General features: G+C 64.2%; 17 protein-coding genes. 10 read left to right on the plus strand and 7 right to left on the minus strand.

Annotated elements, in window-relative coordinates:
- Positions 1–43: 43 nt before the first annotated feature.
- From rfbB to P9239_RS07805, 5 genes are read left to right on the plus strand one after another with little or no spacing between them, the layout of a single operon-like run.
- Complete coding sequence (gene rfbB / locus P9239_RS07785) at positions 44–1105, plus strand: dTDP-glucose 4,6-dehydratase (protein ID WP_309753934.1); 1062 nt, start codon at positions 44–46, stop codon at positions 1103–1105.
- A gap of 10 nt (positions 1106–1115) precedes the next feature.
- A complete protein-coding gene (gene rfbA / locus P9239_RS07790) occupies positions 1116–2009 on the plus strand; it encodes a glucose-1-phosphate thymidylyltransferase RfbA (RefSeq protein WP_309749930.1) in 894 nt (297 codons plus the stop codon).
- Entirely contained in the window at positions 1994–2545 is a 552-nt protein-coding gene (gene rfbC, locus P9239_RS07795; RefSeq protein ID WP_309749931.1) for a dTDP-4-dehydrorhamnose 3,5-epimerase, read from the plus strand. The genes rfbA and rfbC overlap by 16 nt, the downstream gene beginning before the upstream one ends.
- 28 nt (positions 2546–2573) lie before the next feature.
- A complete protein-coding gene (gene rfbD / locus P9239_RS07800; RefSeq protein WP_309749932.1) occupies positions 2574–3473 on the plus strand; it encodes a dTDP-4-dehydrorhamnose reductase in 900 nt (299 codons plus the stop codon).
- Entirely contained in the window at positions 3464–4429 is a 966-nt protein-coding gene (locus tag P9239_RS07805; RefSeq protein WP_309753935.1) for a glycosyltransferase family 2 protein, read from the plus strand. Before rfbD ends, P9239_RS07805 begins: the two co-directional genes overlap by 10 nt.
- Here P9239_RS07805 and P9239_RS07810 read toward each other — a convergent pair whose 3' ends face one another.
- The gene (locus tag P9239_RS07810; RefSeq protein WP_309749933.1) at positions 4430–6613 is read right to left on the minus strand and encodes a glycosyltransferase; all 2184 of its coding nucleotides are present in this window, start codon (positions 6611–6613) and stop codon (positions 4430–4432) included.
- 331 nt (positions 6614–6944) lie between these two features.
- Here P9239_RS07810 and P9239_RS07815 point away from each other — a divergent pair, with 331 nt between their 5' ends.
- Genes P9239_RS07815 through P9239_RS07835 form a run of 5 tightly spaced genes read left to right on the plus strand, consistent with a single transcriptional unit; the run spans position 6945 to position 15002 of the window.
- Complete coding sequence (locus P9239_RS07815) at positions 6945–7763, plus strand: ABC transporter permease (RefSeq protein WP_309749934.1); 819 nt, start codon at positions 6945–6947, stop codon at positions 7761–7763.
- A gap of 3 nt (positions 7764–7766) precedes the next feature.
- On the plus strand, positions 7767–8480 hold the full coding sequence (locus P9239_RS07820; RefSeq protein WP_309749935.1) for an ABC transporter ATP-binding protein: 714 nt from the start codon (positions 7767–7769) through the stop codon (positions 8478–8480).
- 36 nt (positions 8481–8516) lie between these two features.
- Complete coding sequence (locus P9239_RS07825; protein ID WP_309749936.1) at positions 8517–10682, plus strand: glycosyltransferase; 2166 nt, start codon at positions 8517–8519, stop codon at positions 10680–10682.
- A gap of 47 nt (positions 10683–10729) precedes the next feature.
- Entirely contained in the window at positions 10730–12781 is a 2052-nt protein-coding gene (locus tag P9239_RS07830) for a class I SAM-dependent methyltransferase (RefSeq protein WP_309749937.1), read from the plus strand.
- Between the two features lie 10 nt (positions 12782–12791).
- Positions 12792–15002: a glycosyltransferase gene (locus P9239_RS07835; RefSeq protein WP_309749938.1), complete on the plus strand. Its 2211-nt coding sequence runs from the start codon at positions 12792–12794 to the stop codon at positions 15000–15002.
- A gap of 84 nt (positions 15003–15086) precedes the next feature.
- Here the strand turns inward: P9239_RS07835 and P9239_RS07840 are convergent, their stop codons facing one another.
- From P9239_RS07840 to P9239_RS07865, 6 genes are read right to left on the minus strand one after another with little or no spacing between them, the layout of a single operon-like run.
- Positions 15087–17069 carry a glycosyltransferase gene (locus P9239_RS07840; RefSeq protein WP_309749939.1) on the minus strand — a complete coding sequence of 661 codons (1983 nt, stop codon included), beginning with the start codon at positions 17067–17069 and terminating at the stop codon, positions 15087–15089.
- Position 17070: 1 nt separating this feature from the next.
- Positions 17071–18339 carry a methyltransferase domain-containing protein gene (locus tag P9239_RS07845; RefSeq protein ID WP_309749940.1) on the minus strand — a complete coding sequence of 423 codons (1269 nt, stop codon included), beginning with the start codon at positions 18337–18339 and terminating at the stop codon, positions 17071–17073.
- Between the two features lie 39 nt (positions 18340–18378).
- On the minus strand, positions 18379–18753 hold the full coding sequence (locus P9239_RS07850; protein ID WP_309749941.1) for a GtrA family protein: 375 nt from the start codon (positions 18751–18753) through the stop codon (positions 18379–18381).
- 1 nt (position 18754) lies between these two features.
- Positions 18755–21727, minus strand: coding sequence for a hypothetical protein (locus tag P9239_RS07855; RefSeq protein WP_309749942.1), 2973 nt, complete (start codon positions 21725–21727; stop codon positions 18755–18757).
- Positions 21728–21768: 41 nt separating this feature from the next.
- On the minus strand, positions 21769–22506 hold the full coding sequence (locus tag P9239_RS07860; protein ID WP_309749943.1) for a glycosyltransferase family 2 protein: 738 nt from the start codon (positions 22504–22506) through the stop codon (positions 21769–21771).
- A gap of 2 nt (positions 22507–22508) precedes the next feature.
- Positions 22509–22907, minus strand: a complete 399-nt coding sequence (locus P9239_RS07865; protein WP_309749944.1) for a capsular biosynthesis protein — start codon at positions 22905–22907, stop codon at positions 22509–22511.
- Between the last annotated feature and the right edge of the window lie 6 nt (positions 22908–22913).

Below are 22913 nucleotides of genomic sequence, written 5' to 3' on the forward strand. Positions count from 1 at the left end.
AGCGCGTTTTGGCGGCGTGCAAAAGAGCAGGCAAAGGGTGTCTATGATCCTCGTGACGGGCGGTGCCGGTTTCATCGGCGCGAATTTTGTTCTGGACTGGCTGAAAGGCTCCGACGAGCCCGTGCTCAACGTCGACAAGCTGACGTACGCCGGCAATCTCGGCACGCTGAAATCGCTGAAGGACGACGCCCGACACGTGTTCGCGCGTGCCGACATCTGCGACCGCGCCGCCATCGACCAACTGCTGGCCAGCCATAAGCCGCGCGCCATTCTGCACTTCGCCGCGGAAAGCCACGTGGATCGTTCCATTCACGGTCCGGCCGATTTCGTGCAGACGAACGTCGTCGGCACCTTCACATTGCTGGAAGCCGCGCGCATGTACTGGAGCACGCTTCCCGAAGCGCAGAAGCAGGCGTTCCGGTTCCTGCACGTTTCGACGGACGAAGTCTTCGGCTCGCTCTCCGCGACCGACCCGCAGTTCTCCGAAACCACGCCCTACGCGCCGAACAGCCCGTATTCCGCCACCAAGGCCGGCTCGGACCATCTGGTCCGCGCGTATCACCACACCTACGGCCTGCCGGTTCTGACGACGAATTGTTCGAACAACTACGGTCCGTACCAGTTTCCCGAAAAGCTGATTCCGTTGATGATCGCAAACGCGCTCGCCGGCAAGCCGCTGCCTGTGTACGGCGACGGGCAGAATGTGCGCGACTGGCTCTACGTCGGCGACCATTGCGCCGCGATTCGCGAAGTGCTGGCCAACGGCAAGCCTGGCGAGACGTATAACGTCGGCGGCTGGAACGAGAAGAAGAATCTTCAAGTCGTGCATACGCTGTGCGATCTGCTGGACGAAAAGAAGCCGAAGGCGAGCGGTTCGTACCGCGATCAGATCACGTACGTGACGGATCGTCCCGGACATGACCGCCGTTACGCCATCGACGCGCGCAAGCTCGAACGAGAACTCGGCTGGAAGCCGGCGGAGACGTTCGAGACGGGCCTCGCGAAGACCGTTCAGTGGTATCTCGACAACCAGGAATGGGCCGACGAAGTGGCTTCGGGCGAATACCGGAAGTGGGTCGAGACCAACTACGCGCAGCGGGCGTAAGGAGCAGGGCATGGCGCGCAAAGGCATTATTCTCGCCGGCGGGTCCGGCACGCGGCTTTATCCGATCACCCATGCGGTTTCGAAGCAGCTGCTGCCCGTGTACGACAAGCCGATGATCTACTATCCGCTGTCCACGCTGATGATCGCGGGCATTCGTGACGTTCTCGTCATTTCGACGCCGCAAGACACGCCGCGTTTCGAGTCGATGCTCGGCGACGGCAGCCAGTGGGGCATGAACATCCAGTATGCAGTTCAGCCGTCCCCGGACGGGCTTGCCCAGGCGTTCATCATCGGCAAGGCGTTCGTGGGCAACGACCCTTCGGCGCTCATTCTCGGCGACAACATCTTCTACGGGCACGATCTCGCGAAGCAGCTCGCGAGCGCCGACGCGCGTACCGACTGCGCCACCGTGTTCGCGTATCACGTGCATGACCCTGAGCGTTACGGCGTCGTGGAGTTCGACCAGAGCTTTCGCGCGCTGTCGATCGAAGAGAAGCCTGCAAAGCCGCGTTCCAATTACGCGGTGACGGGTCTGTATTTCTACGACAACCAGGTGTGCGACATCGCTGCGGACATCAAACCCTCCGCGCGCGGCGAACTCGAAATCACCGATGTCAACTCGCGCTACCTTCAAGAGCAGAAGCTGAACGTGGAGATCATGGGGCGCGGATACGCGTGGCTCGACACGGGCACGCACGACTCGCTGATCGAAGCGGCGACGTTCATCGCGACGCTGCAGAGACGGCAGGGACTGGTTGTGGCTTGCCCCGAAGAAATCGCGTATCGCAAGCAATGGATCGACGACGAGCAACTGCTTGCGTTGGCAAAGCCGCTCTCGAAGAACGCGTACGGTCAATATCTGCTCAATCTTCCGAAGGACCAAGTCGCATGGCCATCCAGGTAACCGCTACCGCGCTGCCAGAAGTCAAGATCATCGAGCCGAAAGTTTTCGGCGATGCGCGCGGCTTCTTCTACGAGAGCTTCAACGCGCGGGATTTCGCCGAGCACGTGCAAGCGGGCGTCGATTTCGTGCAGGACAACCACTCGCGTTCGGCAAAAGGCGTGCTGCGCGGGCTGCACTATCAGATCGAGCATGCACAGGGCAAGCTCGTGCGCGTGGTCGAAGGCGAAGTGTTCGACGTGGCCGTCGACATCCGCAAGAGCTCGCCGAACTTTGGCAAGTGGGTCGGCGTGACGCTGTCGGAGGACAATCATCGGCAGCTGTGGGTGCCGCCGGGCTTCGCGCACGGGTTCGTCGTGCTGTCGGAGACGGCGCAATTTCTCTACAAGACGACGGACTACTGGTTTCAGGCGCACGAGCGCAGCATCGTGTGGAACGATCCAGACATCGGCATCGAATGGCCGATTGACTTCGAGCCCGTTCTCGCGGCCAAGGACGCGGCGGGCAAGGGCCTCGCGCAAGCCGAAGTCTTCGCCTGAAAATGCGCCCGGCGCAACTGGACATCTCATGACGCAAGCAGTCAATCGCACCATTCTCGTCACTGGCGTCAACGGACAAGTCGGTTTCGAATTGCGTCGCGCGCTGCAGGGTTTCGGCCGCATCGTCGCCGCAGACCGCGACGCGCTCGATCTGGCCAGTCCCGCGAGCATTCGCGCCTGTATCGACTCCGTGCGGCCGGACGTGATCGTCAACCCCGCCGCCTATACAGCAGTCGACAAGGCCGAATCCGAGCCGGAGGCAGCGCGGGCAATCAACGCGGAGGCGCCCGCGGTGCTTGCCGAAGAAGCGAAGCGGCTCGGTGCGCTTTTGGTTCACTATTCGACCGATTACGTCTTCGATGGCACGAAGCCCGAAGCCTACTGCGAGTCCGACGAGACGAACCCGCAGAACGTCTACGGCGCGACCAAGCTGGCGGGCGAAGGGGCCGTCACCGCTTCCGGTGCGGCGCATCTGATCTTCCGGACGAGTTGGGTGTACGGCCAGCGGGGCCGCAATTTCCTGCTGACAATGCTGAAGCTCGCGCGCGAACGTGAGGAGTTACGCATCGTCGCCGATCAGTGGGGCGCGCCGACATGGTCTGCCACGATTGCGGCACTGACGGCATCGATCATCGCGCAGGGCATCGGCAGCCGGCTTGCGTGGTCCGAATGGGCGCGGGAGAAGGGCGGTCTGTATCACCTGACTGCGCGCGACTCCACGTCGTGGGCAGGATTCGCGCAAGCGATTTTCGAGGAGTCGGGGCTCGCGACGCCGCCCCGAGTCGTTCCCATCCCGTCTTCCGAGTACCCGACGCCCGCGCGCCGGCCGGCCAATTCGCGGCTGGACGGCGCCCGGCTGACGCGTGCTTTCGGACTGGTGCCGCCGGACTGGCGCGAGGCGCTGCGCCTTTGCCTGGCATCCAATTGAAAGCGCCGTCGAACGTCTCGCGGCTCGCCGATCCGCGTCTCGCGCAGCTTGGCGCCGTCGTCGTGTTCTACAACCCGGACGCCGGTTGTATCGAGCGGGCGAATCGGCTTGCGCAATGGTGCCGCTGCGTCGTCGTGGACAACACGCCGGGGCGCGAAGCCAGCGAGCGCATCAGCGCGCAGCTCGACGCGTCGATCGTCTACTTGCCGAATCACGAGAACCTCGGCATTGCCACGGCGCTGAACCAGGGTATCGAATCGCTGATTGCGGACGGCTTCAGGCTGGCCATGCTGTTCGACCAGGATAGCGATTCCACGCTCGAACTGATCACCGGACTGGCGGACGTCGCGCAAGCGGCCAACAAGCGCGGCGAACCCGTCGCGCTCGTCGGACCAGCCTATGAAGATGCGCGTCTGCGCGGGCTCGCCCCGTTTGTCCGCTTCGGCTATTTCCGTCTGGAACGCGTGATGCCGCACGGCGACGTACCGATCGACGTGGACTTTCTCATCACGTCCGGCTCGTGCGTGAACCTTGCGTATTGGCGCGACATCGGCCCGATGGACGACTCGCTTTTCATCGATTTCGTCGATACCGAATGGTGTATGCGCGCGAAGTCGCGCGGATTTCGCGTGCTCGGCGTGCCCTGGATAGGTATGCGTCACGAACTGGGCGACGAACCGATCCGCGCGTTCGGCCGCAATTACCCGATGCACAGCGCGGTGCGCCACTACTACCTATTCAGGAACGCCGTGGCGTTGCTCAAGCGCGGTTACGTGCCGTGCACGTGGAAGTCGACCGAGCTTATCAAGCTGCCGGTGCGCATCGTGATCTACGCGTGCTTCACGCCGGATGGCGCGACGCACGTGAAGATGGCGTGTCGCGGCCTCTGGCACGGTATGGTCGGACGCATGGGACCGCTGACCGGCCGGTCGACGCGGCGCAAAGGCACCGCGTAGTCAGTCGAACTGTCCGATGCGCGGTTCGTCTGCGAGCGCGAACGGGCGCTTCGACGTATCGAGCGAAAGGTTGGGATTCCACGCCGGATCGCATAGAAGCGAGTCGCCCCAGCGGCTCTCCATCAGCCTAACTTCGCGCTGGAATCGCTGGAACTTCTCGGGCGCCATGTCTGATCCGCGCGTCGCCGATTCGTGATGGTAAAGCTCCGCGTGGGGCGTCCACACATTGCGATAGCCGGCGTTGCGCACGCGGATGCAAAAGTCCACGTCGTTGAACGCGACGGCGAAATCTTCGTCCAGTCCGCCGACTTCTTCATAGATCGACTTCCGAATGACGAGACACGCGGCAGTTACGACGGAAAGATTTTGCGTGGCGACGGCGCGGCCGAAATAGCCGAACAGCCCGCGCCGCATCTTGTAATGCATATGGCCGGCCACGCCGCCGAGGCCGAGCACGACGCCGCCATGCTGCAGCGTGTCGTTCGGATACCAGAGGCACGCGCCCACTGCGCCGTTGCCGGGCTGCGCGGCGATCGACACCATTTCCTCGAGCCAGTCCGGCGTGATGACTTCGATGTCGTTGTTCAGCAGGCACACGAACTCGCCGTTCGCGAGGGTCACCGCCGCATTATTCAATGCCGAGAAGTTGAACGGGCGGTCATCGCGCACGACGCGCACGTTGGGCCGCGACCGCAGCACGTCGAAGTAGGCGAGCGTTTCGGGTTGCACGCTGCCGTTGTCGACGACGATGATCTCGAAGTTCGGATACGTGCTTTTCGCGAAGACGCTTTCGATGCACTGGCGCAGCAGTGCAACGCCGTCGCGCGTCGGAATGACGATCGACACGAGCGGAGCCGGCGTCGGCACGGCGTAGCGCACGCGCATGATGCCGACGTCGCTCGCGAGCTGCGTGACCGTGCCCGCTACCCCCGTTCGCGCCAAGTGTTCCTCCACCGAGCGGATGCCGGCCGCGAGCGCATAGGGCTTCTCGGTTCCGGAGCCTGCAGTGCTTCCCGGCACGATCCGCCAGTGATACAGGACGTGCGGAATGTGGTGCACTGCCGCGTGACCCGCAATCGTCACGCACCGTAGCGCCAGGTCGTGGTCCTGGCTGCCTTCGAAGCCTTTGCGGAAGCCGCCCGCCTGCCGCACGAGCGCGGTTTCGTAGACGCCGAGATGCGAGAACAGATTCTGTACAAGGGAAAGCTCGGGATTCCAGTCGCTCTTCAAGTACGGCTCGGTGCGCTGGCCTTCCGGCGTGAGCTTGTCCTCGTCGCTGTAGAAGAGGCGTGCGGACGCATGTGCGTTGATCGCCTGCACGACCATCAGAAGCGCGTGCTCAGGAAGCAGGTCGTCGTGATCGAGCAAGGCGACGTATTCGCCGCTTGCCAGCGCAAGCGCGCTGTTGCTCGCTTCCGAGATGTGGCCGTTTTGTTCGCGCAGCGAGAGCTTGATGCGCGCATCGCTCGACGCGTATTCGCGAAGCGTGGCGATGACTTCCGGGCGCGTGGAAGCATCGTCGGCGATGCAGAGTTCCCAATGCGGATAAATCTGCGCCTGCACCGATTCGATCATCGCGCGAAGCAACGTGACGTCGCTGTTGTACGTCGGCACGAGAACGGAGATGAGCGGTTGTTTCGCGAGTGCCGATAGCTTGTCGCGCAGCAGGGCGCGCTTTGCGTCATCGATGGTGTCGTGACGTTCGATCCAGCGCTGATACGCGGCGGCATCGTCGGCGAAGGACTCGCTCGCGAGGATACGCCGGCTGCGGCGCAGGATACCGTCCACCCCTTCCTTCCGAAAGATGGCGTAGTAATGCGAGAGCGCAGGCCCCACGCCGCCTCGCATGCGAACGTGCCTTGCCAGGGATTGCCATGTGCGGTCGGCCTGGCGCGCGCGCACCGACGCCGAGCGCAGCGGCGCGGTGACACGCCAGGAAAGGGAGACTCGCAGCGCGGTAAGTTCGCCTTCGAGGAACTCGATGGTCTTTTTCTGCTCTTGCACCTTCGCCTCGGCGGCAACGCTTGCGCGTTCGCTCGCGGCGAGCGCGGCTCGCAATTCTGCGATGGCCGCTTCCAATTCCGCGATGCGCCGTGCGGGCGTGGCGGAGACAGGCGCTGCACCGTACGTGCTTTCGCTCTCTTGCGTCGACGACAAGGCGTCGCGCGGGGTTCGTTCAGTCATTGACGGTGAAAAGCGGCGTTCGTCTGCGATCGCCGCGCCATGCTCGGGCGGATCGGTGATTATACCGGACCGGTTCTTGCGCTCGGGAGGCGCGGCACAAGCGTGCGGCTGCCGACGCGGCTTGTCCGCCTGCGTTGGAACTTCGAGGCCGCCGCCATTACAATACGGCCTCGACATCCGGTCGAAATTCCGCCGGCGGACCGTCGGGCGCAGCCGCGCGTCCCCTCGCGTCCGGCACGAAAGACCGTACTCGCTGCGTGCGGATCGCGCGCTACGGCCACCACGGCGCACCGCTGAAACCGATTCAGCAATGAAAGGATCAAATCTTACGATGCAACGAAAAATTTCGGTGCGAGGCGGCGAAACAAGAGTCGTCCTTGCCGGGCGCGACGCGCTTGACGGTCTGCACGCCCATCCGATTTGGTCGACGCTCGCTTGGCAGGACATCCGCCAACGCTACCGGCGCTCCTTCCTCGGCCCGTTCTGGATCACGCTGACGATGGTCGTGACCATAGCGGGCATGGGTCCCTTATACGGCGCGCTGTTAAATATCAGCACGGAGGAGTTCGTCCCTTACCTCGCGCTCGGCATCATCACATGGGGACTCATTTCCACGCTCATCCTCGATGGGTGCATGGTCTTCATCGGCGCGGACAGCATTGTGCGATCGGTGCGTCTGCCTATCACCCTGCACGTATTCCGCACCGTGTACCGGAACGTGCTGTTCTTCGCTCACAATATTCTGGCCTACGTGCCAGTGATGATTTTTCTCAAGATTGCGCCGCGCCTCGAATGGCTAATGGCCATCCCAGGACTGATCATCATCGTGCTTGCGGCCGTGCCGCTCTGCATGATTCTCGGCATCTTCTGCGCGCGGTTTCGCGACATGCAGCCGATCGTCGGAAGCGTCGTGCAGCTCGCTTTCTTTCTGACTCCGATCTTCTGGAAGCCCACGGCGCTCGGGCACCGCGCCTATGTGGCGGACTATAACCCGCTCTACATGTTCGTCGAACTCGTGCGTGCACCGATGTACGGCGCGGGGCTCGATCCAAGAATCTATACCGGCGCCTGCCTCACGACGCTCGTCCTCTACGCGATCGCCATTCCGCTTTTTGTTCGCTTTCGCTCTCGCATCGCGTTCTGGATCTAGTCCATGGCATTTCTCAAACTGAATCATTGCAGCCTGAACCTGCCGGTCTACGGTGCGGGAAACCGCTCGCTCAAACAGATGATGCTCTCCGCCGCGACAGGCGGACGCATTGCCGCCGACAGCCGTAAGCTGACCGTGGTCGAGGCGCTCCGGGACGTCAGTCTCGAGGTCGCGGCGGGGGACCGCGTGGGTCTCGTCGGTCATAACGGCGCCGGCAAGACGACGCTGCTGCGCCTTCTCGCAGGCATCTATGAGCCGAGCACCGGGTCGTTTCTCTCGGAAGGACGTGTGACGAGCCTGCTCGATCTGACGCTCGGGCTCGACTACGAAGCGACCGGATACGAGAACATCGTGTTGCGCGGGCTGATCCTCGGCGCCTCGAAGGCCGAGATGCTGCGACTCACACCGCAGATCGCGGAATTCTCGGAACTCGGCAATTACCTCAATATGCCGGTGCGAACCTACTCGAGCGGTATGGTCCTGCGCCTCGCGTTCGCGATCGTCACGAGCGTACATGCCGACATTCTTCTCATGGACGAATGGCTGAGCGTCGGCGACGCCAGTTTCGTGCAGAAGGCGGAGACGCATATGAAGGAGTTCGTCGGCAAGGCCGACATCCTCGTGCTCGCCTCGCACAACGCGCAGATCATCGAAGATCTCTGCAACGTGATCGTCGAGCTGGAGCATGGAACGGTAAAGAATGTGCGGCGGGTTTGATCCGCGCGGTCTGATCGTCGAGGGTTCGGGAGCCTTATGCCGGGGATGAAGGTTTTCGTCACGCGCGAGCTTTTCCCGTTCACACCGGGCGGCATCGGCCGCGTGATCGCGAACATACTCGACTCGGCTGCAGTTGCCGGGGACGAACGTCCGGCTGTCGTCTATCTCGGCGACCCGTTGGATACGGCGCGTTTCGCCGCGCGCTTTCCGGGCGTGCTGCTCGTCGATGCGTCGCCGCAAACCTATGCACTACGCGAAGACGGCTTTCGCTATCCGCAGGCCGAGCACTACACGACACATGCTCTGCACGCGGACTCGGTTCGCGTCATGCAGGTGCTCAAACGCCTCGAGCGCGCCGAAGGTCCTCTGCATTACGTCGAATTTCCCGACTGGGGAGGCTCGGCTTTCGCGTCGGCGCAAGAAAAGCGCCTCGGACTCGCTTTTCAGGAAGCGACGCTCGCGGTCCGCCTGCACACGTCCGACAGCATGCTGAGCGCGACGGAAAGCAAGCCCGTCGACGCCGCGTCCCTCGCGCTGTACGACCTCGAGCGCAAGGCGCTGGCGGACTGCGATGTGGTCATCGGCCAGGTCGACGCGACGGCGCGCGCAATGCAGTCGTTCTTCGATTTTGACGATAGCGAGTGGCTTCCGCGGCTCATCATCGATGCGCCGCCCGTCCTGCTCGATCACGGTGCGCCCGCATCGTCATCGATCACGCCCGGCCCCGAGACGCCGATCCTGTTCTCGTCGAAGATCCAGCGCATCAAGCGGCCCGACGTGTTCGTTCGCGGCTGCTGCGACTTTCTTCGCGACACGCCGGCTTATCGCGGAACCGTGCATTTGATGGCGATGGCGCCCGACGGCGCCTACCTCGACGAGATCAAACGGCTCGTTCCGCCCGAACTGGCCGCGCGATTCGCGTTCGACACACACGCAGACAGCGCCACGCGGCATGCGCTTATTCAGGACTCGGTCTGCGTTTTTCCGGGAACGTTCGAGTCGTTTTGTCTCGCGGCTTACGAGGCGTCGATGTCGGGCGCGCTCTGTGTCCTCAACGCGGCGAACCCCGCCTTCTCCGATGCGTCGCCCTGGCGCGACGGCGTCGATTGCACGAAATTCGATGGCACGCCGGCGGGCCTGTGCAGTGCGCTGAAGCGTGTGTTCGACGCTGGCTCCTCGCTCGCGGTGGTCCGCGCGACGGCGCGAAACGCTCTGCCGCAAGCGTCGAAGGGCGTAAGCGGGGCGCGCGTCGAAGGCGATACGTCGCCGCTCGCGAGTGTGCTGATTCCGCATCACAACCTGGGCGCATACCTCGCGCAGACCGTGGACAATGCGCTCGCCGCGCGCTATCCGAACATCGAGGTCGTCGTCGTCGATGACGCATCGACCGATCCGCACAGCCGCGAAGCCGTCGCCGAACTCGCGCGGCGGAACGATCCGCGCGTGCGCGTCGTCGAATCGCCGCTCAATCGCGGGCTCGCTGCGACGCGCAATCTCGCGCTCGCCCACGCGCGCGGTGAATATGCGCTGACGCTCGACGCCGACGATCTGATCGACCCGGCGTTCATCGCGATCGCCGTGGGCGCGCTGGCGCGGCATCCGGCAATATCCTTCGTTGTCCCTCAGACCGCGTACTTCGATGACGCTCCCGACGCCGATCCGGCCAATGCGCCGTGGACGCAATGCCTGACCTTTGTCGGAGAAGCGCGGGCGTCGGGATTCTTCCTCAACCGCTTCTCGACCGCGTGCATCATGGGACGCGTGCAGGCGTTCCGCTCGCTCGGATACAACGAGTCGTTGAGCGCCTATGAAGACTGGGACCTGTACCTGCGCGCCGTGATGTCGCGAACGCGCTTCGTCGTGACGAATGCCGTGCACTTCTACTACCGGCGGCGGCAGTCTTCGATGATTCACGGCGAGGCCGCGATGCAGCGTCTCGCTCTTTACTATCACGACATCCTGCGCGACAAGACCATCACGGTAGGCCGCAACGTCCTGCCGATGTATCTGCTGGAAGCGGGCAGCGGCGCAGGGCGGGGCGAGTCGCCCGACCATCTGCGCGCCCGTCTGGCTGCTTATGAGCAAAGCGTGGTGGTGCAGGCCGCACTCGCGTTGCGGGCGCAGGCAGACCGCCTTCCGCGCTGGATGACCGCGGCTCTAAGACGAATCGTCAGGCTCCTACGTGGGCGGCGCGGCGCTTAGGCTAAGCTGTAGGCATTCTTTTTGGTCGGAAACACATGGAAAAGGGTATGTCAGGGGTGAATCACGACTACTGGCAAGGCCAGGTCGGCGCTGCCTATCGTCGCCAGCAGGAAGGGCGAACAGCGCTTGGCAACGCCAACTATCGGGAACAGGAAGCGTGGGTCGCCGCTCACCTGAAAGAACGTAGCGAACGTCTCGGCAGACCGGTGGAAGTACTGGACTTCGGGTGCGGCTTCGGCCGCATGGCGCGTGCGCTCGCGCCGTTGCCGTTCGTCGCCTATCACGGATACGACTTCTCTGCGGAGATGACGCGCGAACTCCTGGACGATCCGCCCGCCGGTTTCGATGCCTCGCATGCAGTGCGCGTGGCGCCGAGCGCGCCGGAGGCGTTCGGGGGGCGCCGCTTCGACATCGTGTTCACGGTGTCCGTGCTGATTCACAACGCGCAGGAAGATGCCAGCCGGCTCATTTCCGACATGGCGTCGCTGCTCAAGCCGGACGGGTATCTGCTCCTCATCGAAAACCAGATGGTTCCCTTCGAACTGAAGGAGAACAACTGGCACGCCGGCTGTTGGCTTCATGACTACGTGGGCGACTTGGCGCGGGCTTATGACATCGACGTGTTTCATGGTCAGATTCCGGATCACGACGTCTACCTGGTTCGCCCGAGCGGCACACACGGCCGCAACGTGCGGATCATCGACCGCGAAGGCGTAGCGCGGCCGCTCGCCGACGACGAACGCCTGCGCCTGAGTCTGCCGCGTCTGCGCGTCGCCCTCAAAGGGCTCGAGAGCGAACTGGAGCATCGCGACGTCGCATCGGTGGAAGGGCAACTTCACGATGTCGCGGAGCAAAGCGAAATGCAGTCGCGCGTCATCGCGGAGCAGCGCAGGCAGATCGAGGAGCAGCAAAAGCTCATCACCGCCCTTTCGGGCGAGCGCGACACGCTGGCACGCGCGCAGCGAATGCGCATGCGTCTGCAGCGCACGCTGATGCAGGCACACGCCGAAGCGCCGCTCGCACCCGATGCCGTCGAAGCCGGCGACGACTCTGCGCAAAAGAGCTTCGAGCGTGCCTTCCCGCATGCAACCTCATTCGAATGGCAGGCGATCCGCGACACCATGTACGCGAATGCCGACGAACGCTTCGCATGCGTGTGCCACATCTTCCATGAAGACTGGGTCGGCATGCGCTCGGCGGTCGGCGCGCTTCCCGGATGGAAGCTGTCCATCCCGTCCGCGAACCCGATTCCGATCCCGGAGATCGAGCGGATCATCGCGCTGCTCGAAGAGCATGGCGTCCGGAAGCTCGTGCTGCACGGCATCTCCGATCCGATGTACGGGCTGTCGCGTGCACTCGCCAGCACGGGCTTCGACCAGCAATACCTGGTCTGGCACGGCACCACGACACAGTGGGTGTGGGACGACGAGCGTCGCTTCGCGCATCGCGCCATTCAGATGGCGCGAGACGGCGAGGTGCGCCGCTTCAGCGCGATCCGTCGCGGGCTGGGACCGATCGTCGGCGAACGCAACTTCGCGCCGCAACTGGTGAACATGCCGCCGCGCTTCGCAAGCCGCAACATAGCCGGCCGCACGGTACGCCATGAACGCTGCCATGCGCTCGCGCCGTCGTGGAACGACCTGCGCAAGAACCTCGCGACCAACGTGCTCGCCGCCCAATGCGTGGATCGCGTGGAGAAAGTCCATGTCGTCGCCAAGAACTTCGACTTGCCGAAATGGCTCGCGCCGAAGGTCACGAAGGCCGCATACCGCGACCATACGAGCATGCTCGAGATGATGGCGTCGATGGACATCGTGCTCAACGTCACGACCATCGACTGCCATCCGATGGTGGACCTCGAGTCGATGTCGGTCGGGACCCCGTGCGTGCGCGGGCCGCTGTTCCTCGACGGGCTGGAGGACCACGCCTATGTGCGCCTGACGGCGGTCGACAATCCCATGAGCGTCGACGACGTGCGGCGGCGCATCGACGAGGTGCTGAGCGTCGGCGCGAGCGAGTTGCAAGACGTCATGTCGGACTATCGCGGCGCCTTGCTCGAACTGTCGCGCGCGCGGTACCTGGAATTCCTTGAGATTTGATTTAGGCCCCATGAGAGTATTCGTCACCACAGAGCTGTATCCGTTCACCCATGGCGGGATCGGGCGATCCATCTCGAACATGATCTCTACTTCGACCGAGGCGGAGCTGGACGACACGGCTGTCGTCTGGGTCGGAGAACAGCTGGACGCGGCACGCTTCGCCGCGCTGTATCCGCGCGTCAGGCTCGTCGTGGCGTCGCCGGAAAACTATCGCCTCGCAGACAACGACGGAACGACCTATCCCCCGGCGTGGGCGTTCACCGATTCCGAATGGCACTGGCTCTCGGTCAGGGCGATGCAGGGATTGCGCCGGCTCGCCGATGAAGTGCCGCGCATCGAATACGTGGAGTTTCCGGACTGGGGCGGCCTAGGTTTCGCGAGCATTCAGGAAAAGCTGCTGGGCACGGCGTTCCAGGACACGGTGCTGGCGGTCAGGCTTCATACGGCGGATAGTTTGCTGCTGGATGTCGACAACCGGCCGGCGAACCGGCAGGGCCTCGTGGTGTTCGACCTCGAGCGCAAGGCATTGGCTGATTGCGATCTGGTCGTCGCGCAATTGCCCGAGGTGGCACGCGCCATCCAGACCTTCTTCGCTTTCCCCGATGAGCAGTGGTTCCCGCGCCTGTGCCAGCATGCCTCGCCGGTGCTGCTGGACAGCGGCAAGGTCGCGGCGCGTTCTATCGAGCCTTCGCTCGACACGCACATCGTGTTTTCGTCGAAGATCCAGCATCTGAAGCGGCCGGAAATGTTCGTGCGCGGATGCTGCGGATTTCTCCGGGCGTCTCCGGACTATCGCGGCTCCATCGTGTTCGCGGCCCACACGACGGACGAAGTCTATCTGGAGCGCATCCGGCGCATGATTCCGGCGGATCTCAGGCAGCGTTTCACGTTTCACGCCGCGCTGAGCGCCGCCGAGCGAGAGGCGATCGTTTCGCGTTCCGTGTGCGTGACGTCGTCCTCCTTCGAGTCGTTTTGTCTGTCGGCCTACGAAGCGTCGCTATCCGGCGGGATCTGCGTGCTCAACAATGCTAACCCCGCGTTCGGTGACGGCTCCCCGTGGATAGACGGCGTCAACTGCGTCAAATTCGACGGAACGGCTGCCGGTCTCGCCCGCTCGCTGGGCCGGGCGGTGACGGGCGGCGCACGCGAGGTGGTGCGCCTGCCCGTCACGCCCGCGCCGTGGACGATCGCGCCCGAGCGGCGGCGCGGCAACGCGGCCGCGCGCCCGGCCGATGCCACAGGCGCGGAGGGCGAGCGCAATCCGCTCGTCTCGGTCGTCGTGCCGCACTTCAATCTCGGAAGCTATCTGCTGCGCACCATCGACTCCATTCTGGCTTCGACCTACGCCAACGTAGAGATCGTGGTCGTGGACGATTGCTCGACCGACAGCCTCAGCCGGCTGACCGTCGAGCGTCTGGAAGGCGTGGACGAGCGCCTGCGGATCGTGCGCAACGAGATGAACCTTGGTCTTGCGGCCACGCGCAACGTCGCGTTGACGCATGTGCGCGGCGAGTATGTGCTGACGCTCGATGCCGACGACCTGATCGGTCCCGGATTCATCGAGCTTGCGGTGCGGGCTTTGATGCGTCGCCCCGACTACGACTTCGTCGTGCCGCAGACCGGGTTCTTTCACGACGCCGAGGAAGGACGCATCGGCCAGCGCGTCGGCTTTGCCGACTACGCCGTGTTCTATGGCGAAGCGCGTGCAGTGGGCATGCTGGAGAACCGCTTCTCGACGGCGACCTGCGTGGCGCGTACCCGCGTGCTGCGCGAACTCGGCTACCGGGAGGAACTCGAGGCCTACGAGGACTGGGACATCTATATGCGCGCGGTGATGCTCGGCAAGCGTTTCATCGTGACGAACGGCATCCACTTTTTCTATCGCCGGCGCAGCGAGTCGATGTTCCATTCCAAGGAACGCCTCGCGCGCCATCGCGCGCTCTATCACGATCTTTTGCGCAAGAAGGCGTTGTCGCTGGGTCAGTCGCGTCTGCCGCTGTACGCCATGGAAGGCGCCATTCCCGCCGTGGCCGACACCGGCAGTCTGCAAGAGGAACTCGACGCGGCGCGTGCGCGGATTGCGTACTTCGAGCGAAGCCGCGCGGTGTTCCTCGCACTGCGGTTGCAGCAGAAGTTGCGGCACGGCGCGCCTTGGGCGTTGGCGCTGATGCTGAAGGCAGCCAAGGCCGCCCGGGCAGTGAAGCGACGCCTGAGGGCCTGACGGCGCGCATCGACTGCCGCCGGAACACGCGCGCCGAAGCGTCGGCGCGCGTGCGCTTTCCGAGCGCTTTCCCAGCGGTTTCCTTTAACGCAGCTTGCCGGCCCGCTCCAGGACGCCGCGAAAGAACTCGCGATACGCTTGCGTGCGCACGCTCCAGTCCCAGCTACGGATGCTCTGAAGGTTCTCGTCAGACAGTTCCTTGAGCCGGTGCCGGTCGACGGTGAGCTTCTCGATGGCTTCGGCGAGGCATTCGGCCGACCGTTCCTTCAGGATGAACTCCTGCTGGCGCGGCCCGAGTGCTTCGGACACGATGCCCACATTGGTCGAAATCACCGGTACGCCGCACGCCATGGCTTCGAGAACCGGATTGGGCGTTCCCTCGGCTTCCGAGCAGCAGATCAGCAAGTCGAGCGAGTTGTAATAAGCCGGCATCTGGCTGTGCGGGATATGCCGCACCTGCCGGTCCGCGAAGTGCTCCTGGAACTTCACGCCTCTCGCGCGCAGCATGTCGAGCGCCGGTCTGAGGATCGTGTGAAAGCCTTTCGGATCGCGCGGCGCGCCGTCGGCCCCGGCCGAGCCCCACGCGCTGTTGCCCGACCAGCCGATCCGAAGCTCATGCGCGCTTGCGTCGCTGAAGCGCGCGAGATTCACCGGCTCGAACCGCGTCAGATCGACGCCGTCGGGCGTCTCGCCGCGCGGCTTCGGATAGTGCGGAATGTTCTCGTAGATGCGCTTGAGGATGTTGGAACTGACCGTGTATCCGCTCGCCAGATGGTACATGGGCGCACGATCCCGCGTCTCTTCATCGCTCAGGAACAGGTGGTCGTAGACCGTGAAGGTGATCGGACGCGGCGTGACCAGCCGCTCGACGAACGGCGTCCAGCCCCCGCACAGTCGCTCGACGTAAGGGCGTCCCCAATCGAGGTCGAGATGGTGGAGCGGTTCGCGCCAGAACATGTGCACGAGGTCGTGGCCCTTCGTCATCTCCAGCACCAGCACCGGATTTCCGATGTCCTTCAGCGTGATCATGTCGAACTCGAACTCGTCCGACACATAGCGCATGATCTGGCGCGCGATGTTGGCGAGCGCCCATGTTCCCGTATCGACCATTAGCGCGATGCGCGGTCGCCGCGCGCTGTTCTTCGTACTCGCGGGCGCAGTTGGCGCCGGCATTGGCGCCGTGACCGGCTGGGCAACGAAGGGCGCGCGCAGATGATGCTTGCTGTCGAAGTGCGCTGCAGCGACCAGAAGACGCTCCGCGCCGACCAGCGCCTGCGTCGGCCGGTTTTCGGCAAGCCGCAGGCCAGGTGCGTCGCTCATGCCGATTTTTCGGCCCTGCTGGAACAGGCGCAGCGACAGGTCGGTGTCTTCCAGCCCTCCCGCCAGCGTTTCGTCGTATCCGCCCATTTCCAGGAGCGACGATACCTTCATGAACATGACCGGCCCGGAAAGCAGCGTGACGAGATATCCGCCGTGGGTGTGCGGCCTCGCCGAACTCAGCACTTCGCTTGCGATTTCCAGCCGGCCCGGCGCGATTCGGGGAACCAGGTAGCCGATACCGGTCGAGCCGGTTGGCGTGGTGTCGTCGGCGGCGGACATCACGAGGAAATGGCACCCCAGGCTTGCGATGTCGCGCTGCGTGTGCGCGAGGAAGTCGCGGGTAATGCCCACGCCCGGCTCGACGAACATGATCCACTCGGTTCGCGCAAGGCGCGCCGTTGCGTTCAGGCGAGCAGCACGATTCGACTCTGTTCCGGCCGCTTCGACGCGCGCCTTCAACGGCGCGGTTTCGAGAAACGTTTGCGTGGCGGGCAGAGCGGCTGCGTCGGCCACGATCAGCAGTTCGCCCGCGAAGTGAGGCAGATGTTGCGCGAGCGCCTTACAGAAAGCGAGCGCCTGCGCGTCGTCACCATTGCTCAGAAGCGCGACGGTGAGCCGCACGCCCTGGTCGCCGATATTCGCGCCGTCGGCTGTGCCTGCGTCGTGAGCGAGGAATTCATGGAGACGGTGCCCGAGGAAGGCACGCGTCTCCAGTTCGAGCTGCAACGGCGATACGGAGTCGTTCATTTTATCGGCGCTCCTTCGCAAGCATGGCGCCGATGAGGCGAAGAACGGGCTTCGGCACGACCCGGCGAATCGCGAGCCATATGCGAACGATGCGCCAGGGAACCGCTGCGAGCCGCTGATGCGCTTCCTGCAGTTGATGGTCGCGCGCCGCAATGGTCTGCGAGAGCGCGGCCCCCGCGTGTTCGCGTGCCTCAATGGCTTCCTGCAGGATCCGGTTCTGCTCCTCGTGACGCGCGATGGCGTCCCATACGAGCTGGTTTTCGGCCTTTGCGGCGCGCACGGCGACGCGTAGTGCTTCGTTGTCGTGCTCGCAGAAGTGGAGGCGCGCTTCGAGCTGTGCGCGCGAATCCTCGGCGACTTCGAGCTGCTGCTGCAGCTGCGCGCGTGAATTCTCGGCGACTTCGAGGCTCGCGCGAAACTGCGCGACCATATTTGCGCGAGTCTGCTCGGGGCGAAGCCGCCCGCCCCAAACGGCATCGCCGGGGAACAGCTCCTGCCGGCCCATGTCCATCGACACCGGATATCCCGCGAACAGCGCAGCGCCGATCTTCGCCGGTCCCCACACGCCGACGTAGTAGGACGTCTGGTCAGGAACCGGCGCCACGTCTTCCTGCATCGGCACGAAGATTCCTGGTGCGAGGTCCACATACTTGAGCATGCGGTCCTGCGTGTCGTCATGCCGCGCCACGCCGAGCGCGCCGGCCTCGTCGAACATGCCGAAACCCACGGCCAGCGTGCCGAGATGCCACGACGCGGCGGGGCCCAGCACGTCTTCGGCGATCTGCTGGAACTCTTCGCGCGTGAACCTGTGCTTGTGGTACGGATTCGTGCCGCCGTCCTTGAAGTACCAGTGATCGTTGGGCGCCGAGATGATGATCGTCGCGTTCGGGGCCGCCACGGCTTTCAGGTTGACGAGAAATGCCCGCGGATCGTCGAGATGCTCGATCGTCTCGAGCGACACGATCAGATCAAAACGCTTGTCGCCGACGATGGCTTGCAGCGATTCAGCCGGAGCGGCATGGTACGACACAGCCGGATCGACGAACCGCGCTTGTGCACGGCGCACCGCATCCTCGGAAACGTCGATGCCGAGCACCGATGCCGCGCCCCACTGGCGCATGAGCCACGAGCCGTAGCCCTCGCCACATGCGATGTCCAGAACATTGGCGTCCTTGCATGCCTCGCGCGCCGACAGATATCGCGCCATGTGAATCGACGCTTCAAGTGCACTGTAGGGCGCAGTACGCTCGAACAGGGAAAGCCGCTCCATGTGAATGTTCCTCGTGTGGACCGCACGGGCCGAAGGCTGCTAGCGCAGTCTCAGGCGACCCGTTGTGATGAATGACATGAACTGAAAATTGCAATAGAAGGTGAACGGCGTGACCAGAATCTTCGACACGATCGGCGCGAGACCGAAGCGGTGCGTCAGCAAATCGATGGCAAACGACGCCGCCAGAATCGCGATAGCCTGATAGACGACATAGCAGAGCAGCTTTCCGAGCAGATAGTGCTCGTGATACTGAAAGACGCGGCGCACGGAGACGAAAAAGACGAACAGCACGGCGGCCGTCGCGCTCGCTGTGTTCGCCATCCAGACGGGTGCCTTGAGCGCCGTCAGCGCGCCGAAGAGACAGAAATCGATCAACCATCCGAGTCCCGAGACGAGACCGAAACGCATGAGCATGCTAGGCGACTCCTGATGGCCGGGCTGGCCGGCTCACCGATTCCCCGCGCCAGCCTGCCATCAGGAACGGAAGGCAGAAGCCGATCAACTGGAGATCGTAAAGGTAGAGAAAGACGGACGCGGGCGCGAACAGGAAGAACACGCCCACCCGCGCCACGGTTCCGGCGGCGATCAACGCGCAGGGCGGATAGCGCCGGAAGCACGCGAGCGCGATGAGACACAGCGCGAGTTGTGGCAGATGCGTGGCGATCGTGGCTGTCCAGTGCCGCAGGGCCATCGCGGCCTGCGGCCACAGGTGGTTGGACGGGAAGAAGCCGTAAAGCCAACGGAATTTCGGAATGGGGCCGTGCGGATCCACCAAGTGGTCGTAGAACGACTGGCCTTCGAAATCCGCCGCGTTCATCTGCATGCCGCCGACTGCGCCGCCGTAGCCGAGATTCGAAGCGAGCGTCGCAAGCCGCAGCTTCACGAACAACGCGGGGTTGTGCAGTGCTAGCCGCAGGAAGGTGCCGCGTAGGTCTTTCAGCGCGGCGTCGGTCGGCGGCGGGCGCTTCGACGCGGTCTGATGCCAATAGACGATGTTGTAGGGCGACCAGTGAGCGAGGCCGTAATCGACGTCGATCAGACGGTCGAGCACCGTGCGCGTGTGCGCGGCGGTGTCTGGCGGCAGGCTGTCCTGACCGAACTTCAACATGCCCGTCACCGGGTTGATCAGTGCGGTGGTGCCGTACAAGCGCTTCTCCGCAGCGAGCGCCGCACGGTCCGGAAAGAGGGCGCGTTCCATGAGCGGCGTGATCGCGAACCACACGGCGAGCGCCGCGGCCAACATGCCGAGCCGCGGCAGGCGGCGGCCGCTGCAGAGGAAGCAGGCGCCGGCGAACAGGATGACGAGCGTCGGAAGATTGTCGATCCGCAGCAGGACGGCGACGGCGCCGTTGACGATGAGCCACGCCACGCCGACGCATCGTTGAGCGGGGGCCCACGCGTTCCAGCTTCGCAGCATCCAGTAGACGCCGATGGCAAACGCGGCCATGACCGGGCCGTTCATCGCGTCCCGCAGTTGAATGGCGCTCGCGAACGGAATGATGGACAGCGGCAGCCAGCCCAGACACAGCACGACGAGCAACGCGCGCGCGCTGCGGTTGCGGGAATCGAGGCCGGCGGCGAGCGCCGTCAGCAGCAGCACGGTCGTGCCCGCGACGCCGATCGCCGTGACGAGTTGCGGACCTTGCAGGAGCAGAAGTGCGCCCATCAGCAGCGGATAGCCGACGCCGTACCAGGTGTCGTAATATCCGGCGCCATACGCGGTGTAGGGCATCGTGCCGTCCCAGCCGACCACGGCGGGCCAGGTGATGAGCGCGGCGAGCGCCATCCAGCCGACGATGCCCACCGTCCCGAGCACGACCGCGAGCGACCTGCCGCTTCTCGCGAGGCCGAACAGGCGCTTCGCGACTCCGAACGCGAGCGCGATCAGCAGGACGATGAACGAGGCGGCCGCCGCTGAAAACAGCCTGATTGCCAGATCCATCCGGGTCGCGGTGCGCTCAACCGGCACGACGCGGAATGCGTCGCCGCCCGCCGACGGCAGGGCATAGGCCCGCAAAGGCGCGCCGAAGGACACGCGAAATATCGAATGCGCGCCGTGGCCGGTGTCGCCCTGCATCTTCACGCCCACGATGTGCCACGAAAACGCAACGCCGTCGGGCAGAGTCACGAACGAGCGGCTTACGGAGACGCGCACGCCCGTTTCGTCGCGCGTCACGAGCACGAAGACGTGATTCGATCCGGTCGTGGGAACCGCCACCGTATGCCGATGCCCACTTGCGTCCGTCACGAAAAGGGCTGGCGCTCCGCTCGCGATCAGCTCATAGAGCGTGCTGTGGCCGGCCACGATGGGCTTTACGCGGTCGCTTGTGACTTGCGCCGTGAGTTCGGCCAGTCCGCCATGGGCGCTCCTCGTCGCGCCGTCGCCATCCGCTTCTGCCAGCGGAATGGAGAGCAGCGCCGCGTTCTCCGCAATAAGCGACCATCGGCTGCCCGGCGAGGCGGCCACGTCGACGCGCGTCGGCTGGCTCGGCTCGACCGGCGCGTCCAGTTCCGGAACGAAGCCGTGACCGGCGTCGAGCGAGATCTTCGTGATCGGCACGTCGGCATCGAACGCGACGGCTTCCAGCGGTCCGGCGTGCGAGCTGTCGCGCAGTACGTAAAGCGTGACGCACCCGGCGAGCAGTGCGACAGCGAGACTGCACGCCCACGCCGTCGGCAGCGTGCGCAGAAAGTGCGCGAAGAGCGAGAAGGCCAGCATCAGCGACAACGCGAACATGGCCCATAGCATCTTGTCCTTCCAAGACAGCGATGGCTTCGGCAACGCAACCGTCGTTTCGCCCGCCACGGCCGAATAGAGGTCGAGCGTCTCTTCCTTGTCGCCGATGGCGACCCGCGCAATGCCGGACCATCCGTGATGCGTCAGGACGAGCGTCGCGCCATCGCCCCACGCGCCATCCCAGACGAGCGTCCCCGGCTGATTGCGATAGGACACGTAGCCCGGTCCGCGCGCCTCCCACGTGTCCGCCGGACCGGACCAGTGGCCGCTCGCGCCGTGCGCGCCCGGCTCCAGTCTGACCCAGATCTCGGAACCGGCCGAAGCGGCGTTTTTTTGCCCCGTCGCCATGATGCTGACCGACGGAAAGTGCCGCGCCACGGGCGGCAGAATCGAAGCGACGCATGCAGCCCCGACGATGATCGCCAGAAGATCGAGGCGACGCACCGAGCGCAGTCCGTTTCGAACGAAGAGCCCGGCCGAGACGCCCGCGCCGAGCGCGATGGGAACGGTGAACCACGCCACGCGCGAGACGCCGTGCGCCCTGAGAAAGAGGGCGACGGCGAGCGCCGAAATGAGCGCCGCAAACAGTCCGGCAACCACGGGACGCACGGGCGGACGCATACCGCGCCGATGACTGGAGGTGCTGCTCAAAGGACGAATCCGTAGAAATGAACGTCGACGCATGCCGCTCGTCAGAGCGACGGGGGAACGGCTCGCAGGAAGGCTTCCACTTCCGCAGGCGTGCCGAGCGGAATCACCGCATCCTCGGGAACTTCGTGCAGATAGACGGGGTGCCCGTTGGCGATCAGCTCGTTGTACAGCGGCGCGATGTACTTTTCGCCCTTTTCCATGCGCGAGCTGTCGCTGTAGTAGCGTTCGTAAGCAGAACGATACAGCGCGAACGAAGAGAACCAGTAGAGGCCGACGGTGGCGTGCGGCGAGATGCGCACTTTTTCGCGCAGCTCGGATACGCGCCCTGTCGAATCCGCCGCGGCGAAACTCCAGCCGTCGCCCTTGCCCGGAAAGCACGGCACCCAGCCGTCTCCGCGCACTGCGCTGGCCGGCAGCGCGTCGGGGTGGACGAACGTGTCGATGTTGTAGACGAGCATCGGCTGCGCAGGATCGGCAATCGCTTCCTGGGCGAGAATCGCCGTCGTGGCCTGGCCGTCGGTCAGATGATCAATCTCGATCACGCTGCGCTCGGCAATGCCGAGCCGTTGCGCTTCGGACTCGATGAACTCGCGTGCCTGGTCTTCCGCCCGGACGATGAAGACGAACCGCGCGCCCGCCTCGACGAAGCTCCTCAAGCTCAGCATGGACCAGGTGAAGAGCGTCTTGCCGTGCGCTTCGATCCGATACTTCGGCACGGTATAGCCGACGTCCCGGAACCGCTTGCCGAGCCCGCCCATCGTCACGATCACGTTGGTCATGTTCATTCTCCGCCCGGCTCGTCGCCGACCAGTTCGAGGATTTCGCTGTATGACAGCTTCAGGAATTCGTCGGGGCGGATCGCTTTGTCATCGACGTAGAAGCCGCCTCGGCCGGGCCACGGCTTGCCGAGATGCAGTTCGTCATAGGGCACCTGATGCTTCTCCAGCCATTCCATCAGCAGCTTGCCGGTATTGGCGACGATGCGGCCCACGTTGCCGTCGTACGTGTTCATGTTGCGCGCGGTGTAGAGAATGACGTAGAAGCCTTGCTCGCGATACCGCGCCAGTTGCTCCATCATTTCCGGGAACGGCAGCAGGTCGGCGTAAGACTCGTTCTTCGCCTTCTTTGGGCAAAGCGTGCCGTCGATGTCGAGCACGATACATTTCTGTTTGTGTAGCACGTTGTC

It is taken from the genome of Caballeronia sp. LZ062 (assembly GCF_031450785.1).
In the GTDB taxonomy this organism is placed as follows: domain Bacteria; phylum Pseudomonadota; class Gammaproteobacteria; order Burkholderiales; family Burkholderiaceae; genus Caballeronia.